The sequence below is a fragment of the Serratia sp. AR11 genome (assembly GCF_056376275.1).
The window spans coordinates 1,408,137-1,421,036 of record NZ_CM150739.1 but is presented as its reverse complement, the minus strand read 5'-3'; the positions used below and the strand labels follow the sequence as shown (position 1 = coordinate 1,421,036).

Sequence of the window (12,900 nt, the reverse complement as noted above, 5' to 3'; positions counted from 1 at the left end):
CCAACCGGTCACGAAATAGCGATAAACTGCTCGCGCAGCTGGTGGATCTCATCACGCAAGCCTGCCGCCAACTCGAACTCCAGATTCTGTGCGTGGGTATACATCTGCGCTTCCAGCTCGCAGATTTTTTGATCCAGGGCTTTTGGCGTGAGATTTTTGTATTGCCCAACGTTTTCCGCCGCCTTGCCCTTCCCTCGGCCCTTGCCGCGATTGCCCGGTTTGCCCAGCTGCAATACATCGGAAACTTTCTTGTTCAGGCCCTGCGGCACGATGCCATTTTCTTCGTTGAACGCCTGCTGTTTGGCGCGACGACGTTCGGTCTCGCTAATCGCCCTGGCCATCGAGTCGGTAATTCTGTCACCGTAGAGGATCGCTTTACCATTGAGGTTACGCGCCGCACGGCCAATGGTCTGGATTAACGAACGTTCGGAACGCAGGAAGCCTTCTTTATCTGCGTCCAGAATCGCCACCAGCGACACCTCAGGCATGTCCAGCCCCTCACGCAACAGGTTGATACCCACCAGCACGTCAAACTCACCCAGGCGCAGGTCACGAATGATTTCGACCCTTTCCACGGTATCGATGTCCGAGTGCAGATAGCGTACCCGCTCGCCGTGCTCTTCGAGATATTCGGTCAGGTCTTCCGCCATGCGTTTGGTCAGGGTGGTGACCAGTACGCGCTCGTTGATTGCCACCCGCTTGCGAATTTCAGACAGCAGGTCATCCACCTGGGTGGTCACCGGCCTGACTTCTATTAGTGGATCCAGCAAGCCGGTAGGGCGCACCACCTGATCGATAATATCGTCGCCGGACTTCTCCAGCTCATATTTGCCCGGCGTGGCAGACACGTAGATCGTCTGTGGGGCCAGCGCTTCGAACTCTTCAAAACGCATCGGGCGGTTGTCCAGCGCCGACGGCAGGCGGAAACCGTATTCCACCAGCGTCTCTTTGCGCGAACGGTCGCCCTTGTACATAGCGCCGATTTGCGGAATGGTGACGTGGGATTCATCGACCACCAGCAGGCCATCCGCCGGTAAATAATCAAACAGCGTCGGCGGTGGCTCGCCCTCTTTACGCCCGGACAGGTAGCGCGAGTAGTTTTCAATGCCGGAGCAGTAGCCCAGTTCGTTCATCATCTCCAGATCAAACTGGGTGCGCTGCGTCAGGCGCTGTTCTTCCAGCAGTTTGTTATTGGCCAACAGCACCTTGCGCCGTTCGGCCAGATCCACTTTGATCTCTTCCATCGCCTGCAGGATCCGCTCACGCGGTGTCACGTAGTGCGACTTCGGATAAATGGTAAAACGCTGGACCACCTGTTCGATCTGGCCGGTCAAAGGATCAAACAGCGAAAGCCGCTCGACCTCCTCATCAAACAGTTCAATACGCAGCGCCAGCTCGTCCGACTCCGCCGGGAAGACGTCGATCACCTCGCCACGCACGCGGAAGGTCGCGCGCTGGAAGGCCTGATCGTTACGGGCATATTGCAGCTCCGCCAAACGACGCAGGATCGAACGCTGATCGATGATCATGCCCTTGGTCAGGTGCAACATCATCTTCAAATACAGATCAGGATCGCCCAGACCGTAGATCGCCGAGACCGACGCCACCACGATCACATCGCGGCGCTCCAGCAATGCTTTGGTCGCGGAAAGACGCATCTGCTCGATGTGTTCGTTCACCGCAGCGTCTTTTTCGATAAAGGTGTCGGAGCTGGGTACGTAGGCTTCCGGCTGATAGTAGTCGTAGTAAGAGACAAAATACTCGACCGCATTCTCGGGAAAGAACTCTTTCATCTCACCGTACAGCTGCGCCGCCAGCGTTTTGTTAGGTGCCAGCACCATGGTGGGCCGGTTCAGATCGGCTATCACATTGGCGACGGTAAATGTCTTGCCCGACCCGGTAACGCCCAGCAGCGTCTGGTGTGCCAGGCCGTCTTCCAGGCCCTCTTCCAGCTTGCTGATGGCCTGCGGCTGATCGCCGGCCGGTTTGAATTCGGAATGCAGTTTGAAAACTTTACTCATGGACTCGGCTACCCTGTGGAGATGTGCGCGCTCAGGCGGCCATTGAGCTAATGCTCAATTGATGGCCTCTAATTATGGAAAGCCCCGGCGATTTTTGCCAGTGCCCATGATACTGGATATAAAACCAGCTTCAAGCGATTCGTCGCTTTAGCGTGCGTCAAATCAGGCTGAATGCACCGTCGGGGTTACAGCCGCGTGACATTTTTATTGTCAATAACAGATTTATCCCCAAAATCCGTCACGAATTAACTTATTGATAGCACTGCGGCCAAAAATCATACATAGAGACTTCATCAATACATTGGCCGCTTGATTTTAGTTAAAATATTGATAATTAATGATTTTACAAAAAAGACGAGATTGCGGACAAAGCGAACACAACCCGCGTCCGCTCTCGCTTTAAACCGGTTTTCTCAATCTAATGCACAAGGTTATCCACAGGAATGGTGGATAACTCTCACCACCCCGCCCCGGCTGGGAGTTGCAGAAAGAGCGCTTTTTGCCGTTTCTGTCCGCCAAGATGGCTTTTTTAGTTATTTTTTCACAATAATATCGCTTTGGTTATGCCGATTAATGCTAAAAAGCCCCATTGCCAAAAACGGATTTATCTCATTGCTGCCGTCACCTGATGCATCTTGCTACAACCGACGAAATAGTTTGCACCATAAGCATTCTTCGCAGCACTGGAAGAGTGCAAAAATCGTCCGCGTTAACTTTCCCCTCTATTTTCACTTGGTCCGCCAGCCCTGTCCTGGCGCGAAAAACCGTTAACAAGGCAATAACAATCCTGTTTTTAACGGTTTTATAAAGTTGGCCCAAGGGTTGCATTACCCTTGGGTGACAAAAGTACGATCGGGATAAATCTCCGGGATGGAATGGCGGAATTATCCGCTGTCATTTAGCGGACAGACGGAAGTAAAACAACCGCTCTTTACTCGATAAAGACCAAAGAGCGCGGGCAAGCCGACAATAACTGCGATTTTTGCCTATGTATCACTTGTTTTACCAGAATTTAAACTGCCTGGTAAAAGGCAGTCATTCGGCACTTTATTCTGGACATTAAAACACTCGGGAAAGAAACCGCTACTGTGAAAACGGTGGCAAGGAGTGGAATACGATTCTTTGAGGAGAATGCCGAATGTTGAGTTTAAGGTCAGTGAATCAGTTTTACGGGCAAACCCATACCCTGTGGGACATCAATCTGGAATTGCCGCGCGGCCAGTGCACGGTGCTTATCGGCCGTAACGGCGTGGGCAAGACCACGCTGGTGAACTGCATCATGGGCCATTTGCCGGTGGTTAGCGGCAGCATGACCTGGCAGTTGGCGGATGAACCGCCACAAAACCTGCTGCAGCAACCGGTGGAAACCCGCACCGCGCTGGGGATCAGCTATGTTCCGCAAGGACGGCAAATCTTTTCGCAGCTCAGCGTAGAGGAAAACCTGCAGGTAGCGCTGATGGCCGGCCGCGATAAAAACCGCCGCATTCCGCCTTTGATTTATAACCTGTTCCCCAACCTGCGAGAAATGCGCAGCCGCAGAGCCGGCGATTTGTGCGACGGTGAGCAGCAGCAACTGGCGATTGGTCGCGCTCTGGTGCTGGAGCCAGAGTTGCTGATCCTCGATGAACCCACCAGCGGTGTGCAGCCCACGATCGCGGCCGATATCGGTAACGTGATCCGTAAGCTTAACCGCGAACTGGGTATGACTATCCTGCTGGTGGAGCACAAGCTGCCGTTTGTCCGTCGCGTGGCGGACCGTTTTTGCCTGATGGACCAGGGCCGCAGCGTCGCCGATGGCACGCTGGAACAGTTGGACGAGGAATTGATTAATGCCTATCTGGCAGTTTGACTGGCAGGGGTGTGCAATATTGCACACCGCTCTCATGGCTTATCCCAGACTAACGCCTTCAGAACCGCACCACTCATTTCGCCTTGTGTTGTATCAGCGAAGACCAAACTCCGTTTGTTGGAAATGACCAAACGCTCCCTCCATATTCAACGGGTTTTCACAACCGTTAACTTGAACTGAGGGATAGACCATGGCCGATAACGATGCAAAATTTATCCAATATAGCGACCTGAACGGGAAGGTCTGGACTTTGCAAGATCGTCTTGATGTTGAGGGGATTTACGTCAAGTCTCGCGATGAACTGCTCAAGGCACAAACCTTTATTACAGGCACATTAAAAAGACCAACAATTGTAAAATTCACCGCGCCGTTTGAGGTGTGGACGGCTCCCAAGACCGATATCGATGTCGGCTACGTTTATATTGACGGCAACGGTGTAAATATCACCACCAATATCCCCAACGGGACTGAAAACGACCACAACTACTTCCTGCGCTGCTATACGTCGGCTGAAACACTGGATATCGGGATCCCCATTCGCCCTGCACCAATCTTAAAGAACTTTACCGTCAAGGGGATTGGGGCAACTCAGTCTGAAGTGCCCGGTCAAAAGACAGCATATAACTTTATAGATGGGATAGTGTTCCAATCACCGGAAAGCCTGTTGGGAAATTTTTCCGTTAATAACGTATATATTTCCGGTTTCTATTACGGCATGTATTTTGGCACCAACGCGTACATTGGGCATCACTATGGCTGTGAGATCGTCCGTTGCTATGAGTGCGTGCATATGCCAGCCGCTAAAACCACTAATGTGCCACCATCACAAACTGGTGATAAAGATCCTACCGATCATAACTTTGGGGAAGGGATCAACTTCTTCGGTGGCACTCTTGGCAACTCTCAGGGGTTGGCTATCGGCAGTCAGAACCAAAATGGCGCATTTCGTTTCTTCGGCACATCAATAGATTATGCGGGTGCGATTGTAAATGTAGAAGCTGGAAGCGTTGAGTTGCACGGCTGCCATATTGAGTTCGGTAATAGTAATAGCCCACTCTCTGATTCCCCCTTCCGCTGTAGCGCCAACCAGAATGCGTCATTACTCATTCAGGGTGGGGAGATCATTACGCTGCAAACCACTCTGGCCCAAGACTACTGTTTTTACGCCGAAGCAGGCAGTAGCGGAATTATCGTAGACAACGTTAAGTTCTATGGGGTGCGAACAGCGACCGGCCGTTATTTTGGCGGTACTGGCGACTTTGTGATTAAAAACAGTCGGCTGGATGGCGGCGGTGGCGGCAAAGGCATTCAAACTTTGACCACCGCCAATAATAACAAACTTAAAGACGGTAATTTCTCGTTTACGACCAAGCCGATAGGTTGGGAAGTTTCCGGTGGAAACGTTAGCAGCCCCTTTATCTCGGACGCCATTACCCTGACTATTGAGGCCGGCGCAGGCGTTAATGGCAGCAATGCGCTAAAAGTGACCAAACTGGGAAATACCAACTCCAGTGCCGGAGTGCGGGTAGTGGTTCCGGTATCGCAATATGAACAGTTGGGAGCCTGTTTTACCCTGAAAACGTTGAATGGGGGATCAGGGAATTTATTCGCCTCGCTGCGCTATGCCTGTATTCAGGAGGCGGAAAGTAACGGCGTATCGATCGTCGCTAAATCAGATGTGGCCGCCTGGGATGGCACTCTCAATGCCAGTGATTATGCCGAGTTTAAGGAATACCGTTTTAACGCCAACCGACGAAAAGTGCCGGTTTGGGCAACCCATGTCATTTTGTCTTTCAATTTGTATGCCTTAGCGAAAAACGGGGTACTTTACTTCGACAATGCTTGCATCACCGCCATGTAAAACAGCAAGTCAGGTTATCTCCGTCCACGGTGAGTCCGCGGACGGAGGATTTAACGCTCAAAGGGATAAAACGCTTAAATCCAGATAATGCCCCAGCGCCTGCCGTTCGGGTTCGGGCAAGTGTGGGATCTCACCGAGCAACGGTGCCGGTAACATACGGCGCAGCGTGGCCAGATATTCCTGATGACGGCGGCCCGGTGGGCTGACGTCATTGGCGATCCAGCCGACCAACGACAACCCCGCCTGTTTGACAGCCTGTGCAGTCAGCAGCGCATGGTTAATGCAACCCAGTTTAATGCCCACCACCAAAATCACCGGCAGTTGCTCCTGCTGTACCCAGTCGGCAAAGGTATGTTGCTCAGAAAGCGGCGTAAACCAGCCCCCGGCGCCTTCGACCAGCAGCCAGTCGGCCTTCTGTTCCAGGTGGCGTAATCCGGCGGAAAGTTGGGCCAGTTCGATCGGCCGCCCTTCATCGGCGCTGACAATATGCGGCGAGGTCGGTTCGGCGAAAACGTAAGGGTTTACTTCCTGGTAACTTAGCGCAACTGAACCGTTAGCCTGTAACGCCAATGCATCACCGTTACGCAAGCCTTCGGCGGTCATCTCACTGCCAGAAGCCACCGGTTTGTAACCAGCAGTGCGGTAACCCGCCAGATTCGCCGCCTGCAACAAGGCGCTGCTGGCCACGGTTTTGCCCACTTCGGTATCGGTACCGGTGACAAACCAACGCTTAATCACGATAAATCACTCCATAAACCAAATGATAACTGAGCGGAAACTGCCCGCGCCGGCAGGGGTAAGCCGCCTGCAAGGCCGCAAGCCGTCGGCGCGACAGCAGCCCGGCATCACGCCCCTGGTGCAAATGGGTCGCCCCGATCCCCTTGAGCGATCGCATCAGCGCCATCACATCCGGGTAATTCAGGGTTTGCCACTCCACTTCCAACTGGTGCCGATAGTCGGCGCAGGCTGCGCTAATCTGCGCCAGCGGCAGAAAATCATTCACATGGCGTTCGCCGTCCACCTGCTGCCAGGCGTCACCCAGTTCGCCCAGCGATCCTTGTGCCAGCGTAGAAAACAGGATCACACCGCCGGGGCGGGTAACCCGGTATAGCTCCGCCAAGGCGCGCGGCAGGTCACTACACCATTGCACTACCAGACTGCTGAAGCAGATATCCACGGCGGCGTCGGGCAAGGGCACATTTTCGATATCCCCCAGCAGATAATGATCCGCCGCCTGCTGCTGACGGGCAAACGCCAGCATGCCCGGTGCCAGATCCAGTGCAGTAACCTGTTTGCCGAGTTCGCGCCAGCGGTGGCTGAAATGGCCGGTGCCACAGCCCGCATCCAGCAGTTGTTCACCCCGGTGATCCCGTCCCATCCCCAGCAAGTGCTCACCAACATCACGCTGCAGCACCGCCGCCGCATCATAGCTGCCAGCGGCACGGCTGAAGGCCGAGGCTACCGCCTGCTTATTGATCGGTTCAAACGCTGACGTCATGCAATACCTCCAGCAGACGATCGATATCCTGCGGCTGATGTGCCGCCGTCAGGGTAATGCGCAAGCGCGCACCGCCCGGTGGCACCGTTGGCGGGCGGATAGCACTCACCCACAGGCCCTGTTCGCGCAGGTTTTGCGCCAGATCGAGCGCTCGTTGGTTATCGCCCACCAGCAAAGGTTGAATGGCGGTCACCGACTCCGTCAGGGTCAGCGACAACTGGGCCGCTCCCTGGCGGAAACGCTGAATGTTATCCTGCAGCCGGGCACGTAATTCGTCACCCTGCCGGATGCAATGCAACGCTGCCTGCAATGCGCTGGCCTGTGCCGGTGGCATCGCGGTGCTGTAAATCAAATGGCGGGCAAACTGCAGCAGATATTCGGCGGTGGGTTCATCGCACAATACCGCCGCACCGCTGAGGCCAAAGGCTTTGCCGAAAGTGACCACCAACAGTTCGGGCCGTACACCCTGCTGCCAGCAACTGCCGCGCCCCTGCTCGCCGTGCACGCCGATACCGTGGGCGTCATCGACCATCAGCCAGGCCCCCGCCGCGCGGGTCAAACGGTGCAGCTCCGCCAGTGGCGCACTGTCGCCGTCCATGCTGAATACCCCTTCGGTCACCGCCAACATTTGGCCGTCGCAGGGTTTGGCGAGCAAATCAGCCAGCGCCTGGGGCTGATTATGACGAAAACGACGCAACTGGGCCGGTGAGTGGGCAGCCGCCTCCAGCAAAGAAGCATGGCTGAGCCGGTCGGCTAAAATGCGATCCTCGGCCTGCATCAGAGCCGCCAGCAGCGCCTGGTTGGCGGCATAGCCAGAGATAAACAGCAACGCACGCGGGTAGCCAAGCCAGTCCGCCAGTTGCTGTTCCAGCACCTGGTGTGCCGTAGAAAAACCGGTAACGTGGCCAGAGCCACCGCTGCCGACCCCATACTGCTGCGCGCCCTGCTGCCAGGCGGCGATCACCTGGGCATTCTGGCTCAAGCCAAGGTAGTCATTGCCGGAGAAATTCAGGTAATGCTCGCCATTAAGCTGAATATGGCGGCCATTGCCACCCTGATTCACCTGACGGCGGCGGTAAGCGGCGCTCTGTTGCCGCTCCTCCAGCGCTTGTTCAATGCGTTGTTGCCAGCTCATTACAGTGCCGCGTTGTAAAACTCAGCGGTATCCGCCTGCATCAACTGCGCAGCCAGCGCCTGCTGTTGCTGGTTGTCGCCGTGCTCGGTTTCGGTCTGCTGCGGGTTCAGGCCCAGTTTGCGGAACAGTTGCAGGTCTTTGTCTTCTTCCGGGTTTGGCGTAGTCAGCAGTTTGCAGCCATAGAAGATCGAGTTGGCACCGGCCATAAAACACATCGCCTGAGTTTGCTCGTTCATCTGCTCACGGCCGGCGGACAGGCGCACGTAAGAAGCCGGCATCATGATGCGTGCCACCGCAATGGTGCGGATGAAGTCAAACGGATCGACGTCTTCGTTATCGGCCAGCGGCGTGCCTTTGACCTTCACCAGCATGTTGATCGGTACGCTCTCCGGCGGCGTCGGCAGATTGGCCAACTGCACCAGCAGCCCGGCACGGTCACGCACCGTTTCACCCAGCCCGACAATGCCGCCGGAACAGACTTTAATGCCCGCGCCGCGCACTTTACCCAGGGTATCCAGACGTTCCTGGTAGCTGCGAGTGGTGATGATATTGCCGTAGAATTCCGGCGAGGTGTCCAGGTTATGGTTGTAGTAATCCAGCCCGGCATCCGCCAGCCGTTCCGCCTGCGTACCATCCAGCGTGCCCAGCGTCATGCAGGTTTCCATGCCCATCGCCTTCACCCCTTGCACCATCTGCTGCAGGTAAGGCATATCGCGCTCGTGCGGGTTTTTCCACGCTGCCCCCATGCAGAAACGGGTCGATCCATTCGCCTTGGCCTTGCGTGCCGACTCCAGCACCTGCTCCACCTGCATCAACCGCTCCGACTCCAGGCCAGTTTTATAGCGCGAGCTTTGCGGGCAATACTTGCAGTCTTCCGGGCATGCGCCGGTCTTGATTGATAACAGCGTGCTCACCTGTACCTGACGCGGGTCAAAGTGCTGACGGTGAACCGTCTGGGCTTCAAATAACAATTCGAGCAAAGGTTTATCAAACAGGGTCTGGGCAAGACCCACTGTCCAGTGAATGCGATCGGCCATCACGGCGTCTCCAAAATGAAAAAAGTGTCGTCAGTTTAGATATTGTGGATATACTGTCAACCATTACGAATATGATTTGGTTTACAAGCATGTCTATCACTGCCTCTGACCTTGAGTTCGACCAACGCCATATCTGGCACCCGTACACCTCCATGAGCCACCCGCTCCCCTGTTACCCGGTAGAAGCCGCCAGCGGGGTTGAATTGCAGTTGGCCGACGGTCGGCGACTGATTGACGGCATGTCCTCCTGGTGGGCGGCAATTCACGGCTATAACCACCCGCAGCTAAACCAGGCTGCCACGCAACAGTTGGAAAAAATGTCGCACGTGATGTTCGGCGGCATTACCCATCCTGCGGCCATTGCCCTGTGCCGCCGTCTGGTGGCAATGACACCGGAGGCGTTGCAATGCGTGTTCCTGGCAGATTCCGGCTCGGTGGCGGTAGAGGTGTCGCTGAAGATGGCGCTGCAATACTGGCAGGCTCGCGGGGAAAGGCGACAACGCATTCTGACCCTGCGCCACGGTTATCACGGCGATACATTTGGCGCGATGTCGGTGTGCGATCCGGACAATTCGATGCACAGCCTTTATCAGGGTTATCTGGCGCCGCACCTGTTCGCCACCGCGCCGCAGTGCGGTTTCGACCAGGTCTGGGATGAAAATGATATTGCGCCGTTCGCCGCGCTGCTGGAGCAGCATGCCGGAGAAGTGGCTGCGGTGATCCTGGAGCCGGTAGTCCAGGGCGCAGGCGGCATGCGCATCTACCACCCGACCTATCTCAAGCGGGTGCGTGAGCTGTGCGATCGTCATCAGGTGCTGCTGATCGCCGACGAGATCGCCACCGGTTTCGGTCGCACTGGCAAGCTGTTTGCCTGTGAACATGCCGACGTGGTGCCGGATATTCTGTGCCTGGGCAAGGCGCTGACCGGCGGCTATATGACGCTATCCGCCACCCTGACCACGCGCCACGTGGCGGAAACCATCAGCAACGGGGCCGCCGGCTGCTTTATGCACGGACCAACCTTTATGGGCAACCCGCTGGCCTGTGCGGTGGCCAACGCCAGCCTGTCGCTGTTGGCGGAAAACCGCTGGCAGCAGCAGGTCGCCGCTATCGAAAGCCAGCTGAAACAGCAGTTATTACCGCTGAAGGCACTGCCTAAAGTGGCGGATGTGAGAGTACTGGGGGCGATTGGCGTAGTAGAAATGCGCGAGTCGGTGGATGTGGCGCAGCTACAGCGTGGTTTTGTCGAGCGCGGCGTGTGGATCCGGCCCTTCGGCAAACTGATTTATTTGATGCCGCCGTATATCATTGAACCTGAACAACTCAGCCGTTTGACCGCCGCCGTAGCGGCCGCAGTAGAGTAATTGCTTACCAATGCTGGTCCAGATAACGGGCCAGCCACACCAGGCACCCCACCCACAGCAAAATGATCATCACCGCCGCCATTCGGCCGGTTGGATTATCGATGCGCCGTTGCGCCTTCTCGCGAAACTCCACCATCAGCGGTTTGGGGATCAGCCGCACCGCCAGCATGATGCCCAGCGGCACGATAATCACATCGTCCAGATAGCCCAATACCGGAACAAAATCCGGGATTAAATCTATCGGCGACACCGCATAACCCGCCACCAGCAGGGCGACCAATTTGGCATACCAGGGCGTGCGCCGGTCGCGAGCTGCCAGCCACAAAGCATATATGTCGCGCTTGATACCCCTGGCCCAGCGGCGCAGCCAGCCAAACCACGGCGTGCGTTTTTTGAATGAAATCATGATTAGTTTATATCGAACTGTGAATGATAATTATCGCGAATGTAGCTTCACGGTTAATTATGGTAACCCATAGATAAGGCTACTGGCGAGATACAATGCTGCTTGTATTGTTGCGGCAAAACGGTCTAGCTTAGGGTTCTGCTTTTACCGACAACAGGGAGTCAGCATGACTTTTCGTTTGTACAGCAATGAGTTGCAGGACGGCGCAAAAATGCCGGAGCGTCAGGTGTTTAACGGCATGGGTTATCACGGCGATAATCTGTCACCGCATCTGGCCTGGGATGGCGTGCCGGAAGGCACCAAGAGCTTCGTGATTTCAGTTTACGATCCCGATGCCCCGACCGGCTCCGGCTGGTGGCACTGGGTGGTCGCCAATATCCCGGCGGCAACGCGTGAACTTCCGCCGGGCGCAGGCTCCGGCAAAGGTGGCTTACCGGCTGGGGCTATCCAGACTCGCACCGACTTTGGTTCCGCCGGTTACGGCGGCGCGGCGCCACCGCAGGGTGAAAGCCACCGCTATCACTTCACCGTGCATGCGCTGGACGTAGCAAGCATTGAGGTGGATGAAGGCTCCAGCGGCGCACTGGTTGGTTTTAACGTGCACTTCCATAGCCTCGGTAGCGCTACGCTGACGGTGAAGTACAGCTGATTTTTGGCAAACTAAGGGGCGAATGTATTCGCCCCTTAGTTTTATTTAGCCAGGATGCTTACCCACATCGGGCCTTTACCCACCGGGTACCTTGCCAGCGTGGTCAGCTTGCCGCTGGCCTGATCAATCTCATACACCCCGATATGACCGGACTTCTGGCCGGACGAAATCACAAAGCGGCCGCTGTGGTCAATATTGAAGCCGCGCGGCTGCTCTTCGGTCGGATGATAGCCGACCACCGACAAGGTACTGCCATCTTCGGACACGCTGAAAATAGTCAGGATACTGGCGGTACGGTCACTGGTGTACAGGAAGCGGCCGTTCGGCGTGATATGAATATCCGCCGCCCAGCGGGTACCGTTGAAATCGGCCGGCATGATATCCAGCGTTTGCACCAGAGTATATTTACCGCCGTTTTCGCTGATGGCGAACACGTCTACCGTGCCATCGAGCTCATTCACGCAGTAAGCATATTTGTCGTTATGGTGGAATGCCATATGACGCGGGCCTGCGCCGCTGGCCGTCGTCACGGCTTCCTGAGCGTGCGGCGTCAGTTCACCTTGCAGATCCAGATTAAACAGGCGGATGCGATCTTCTTTCAGGCAAGGCACCAGCAACAGTTGATTGGTCGGGTCGATATTGGCCGAATGCGGCGCGGTCAAACCGTCGATCTGCTGGATAGGCGCTACCACCACGCCGTCATGGCCGATAGGGCTGACGCTGGCGCAGTTGCCGCTGTAAGAAGCGGAAAACAGATAGCGCCCCTGCAAATCGGTAGAAATATGGGTTGGGCTACCTGGCAGCGGCGCCATACCGGCCTGTTGCAGTGTGCCGTCCGCCTCAATGCGATAGCTGACAATACCGAAAGCCGGGCGCACACCCACGTACAGATGCGTTCTGTCCGGGTGGATCGCCATCGGTTGCACCTGGCCCGGGGCCTCGACGGTCTGCAGCAACTCTAACGCACCCGCGTCGCTTAACTGCCACACGTGAATTTGTTGGCTTTCCGGGCTGGCGACATAAACGATTTGCTTCATGAATTCTCCTTGCATAGGGTAAAAGAGAAACCGGTTTCAGGTT

Annotated in this window: 11 protein-coding genes; 4 read left to right on the top strand and 7 right to left on the bottom strand. The window is 55.8% G+C overall.

Annotation, left to right across the window (positions count from 1 at the left end):
* Positions 1-8: 8 nt before the first annotated feature.
* Positions 9-2,021: an excinuclease ABC subunit UvrB gene (gene uvrB / locus ACSOSI_RS06760; RefSeq protein WP_476706737.1), complete on the bottom strand. Its 2,013-nt coding sequence runs from the start codon at positions 2,019-2,021 to the stop codon at positions 9-11.
* A 1,138-nt stretch (positions 2,022-3,159) separates the two neighbouring features.
* Between uvrB and ACSOSI_RS06755 the strand changes: the two genes are divergently transcribed.
* Both ACSOSI_RS06755 and ACSOSI_RS06750 read left to right on the top strand, forming a co-directional pair.
* On the top strand, positions 3,160-3,870 hold the full coding sequence (locus ACSOSI_RS06755) for an ATP-binding cassette domain-containing protein (protein ID WP_012005750.1): 711 nt from the start codon (positions 3,160-3,162) through the stop codon (positions 3,868-3,870).
* 190 nt (positions 3,871-4,060) lie between these two features.
* Entirely contained in the window at positions 4,061-5,731 is a 1,671-nt protein-coding gene (locus tag ACSOSI_RS06750) for a hypothetical protein (RefSeq protein ID WP_476706736.1), read from the top strand.
* A 57-nt stretch (positions 5,732-5,788) separates the two neighbouring features.
* Here ACSOSI_RS06750 and bioD read toward each other — a convergent pair whose 3' ends face one another.
* From bioD to bioB, 4 genes are read right to left on the bottom strand one after another with little or no spacing between them, the layout of a single operon-like run.
* Complete coding sequence (gene bioD, locus ACSOSI_RS06745; protein ID WP_476706735.1) at positions 5,789-6,469, bottom strand: dethiobiotin synthase; 681 nt, start codon at positions 6,467-6,469, stop codon at positions 5,789-5,791.
* Positions 6,462-7,229 (bottom strand): malonyl-ACP O-methyltransferase BioC, encoded by a 768-nt coding sequence (bioC, locus tag ACSOSI_RS06740; RefSeq protein ID WP_476706734.1) that lies wholly within the window; start codon positions 7,227-7,229, stop codon positions 6,462-6,464. The genes bioD and bioC overlap by 8 nt, the downstream gene beginning before the upstream one ends.
* Entirely contained in the window at positions 7,213-8,364 is a 1,152-nt protein-coding gene (gene bioF / locus ACSOSI_RS06735) for an 8-amino-7-oxononanoate synthase (RefSeq protein WP_135344538.1), read from the bottom strand. The genes bioC and bioF overlap by 17 nt, the downstream gene beginning before the upstream one ends.
* Positions 8,364-9,401, bottom strand: coding sequence for a biotin synthase BioB (gene bioB, locus ACSOSI_RS06730; protein ID WP_012005745.1), 1,038 nt, complete (start codon positions 9,399-9,401; stop codon positions 8,364-8,366). The genes bioF and bioB overlap by 1 nt, the downstream gene beginning before the upstream one ends.
* 89 nt (positions 9,402-9,490) lie before the next feature.
* Here bioB and bioA point away from each other — a divergent pair, with 89 nt between their 5' ends.
* On the top strand, positions 9,491-10,765 hold the full coding sequence (gene bioA / locus ACSOSI_RS06725; RefSeq protein ID WP_259187806.1) for an adenosylmethionine--8-amino-7-oxononanoate transaminase: 1,275 nt from the start codon (positions 9,491-9,493) through the stop codon (positions 10,763-10,765).
* Positions 10,766-10,769: 4 nt separating this feature from the next.
* Here bioA and ACSOSI_RS06720 read toward each other — a convergent pair whose 3' ends face one another.
* Positions 10,770-11,171, bottom strand: coding sequence for a YkvA family protein (locus ACSOSI_RS06720; RefSeq protein ID WP_017891968.1), 402 nt, complete (start codon positions 11,169-11,171; stop codon positions 10,770-10,772).
* Positions 11,172-11,337: 166 nt separating this feature from the next.
* On the opposite strand from ACSOSI_RS06720, the gene ACSOSI_RS06715 reads away from it, so the two are divergent.
* A complete protein-coding gene (locus tag ACSOSI_RS06715; protein WP_012005742.1) occupies positions 11,338-11,820 on the top strand; it encodes a kinase inhibitor in 483 nt (160 codons plus the stop codon).
* Between the two features lie 41 nt (positions 11,821-11,861).
* Here ACSOSI_RS06715 and pgl read toward each other — a convergent pair whose 3' ends face one another.
* On the bottom strand, positions 11,862-12,857 hold the full coding sequence (pgl, locus tag ACSOSI_RS06710; RefSeq protein ID WP_112364330.1) for a 6-phosphogluconolactonase: 996 nt from the start codon (positions 12,855-12,857) through the stop codon (positions 11,862-11,864).
* Between the last annotated feature and the right edge of the window lie 43 nt (positions 12,858-12,900).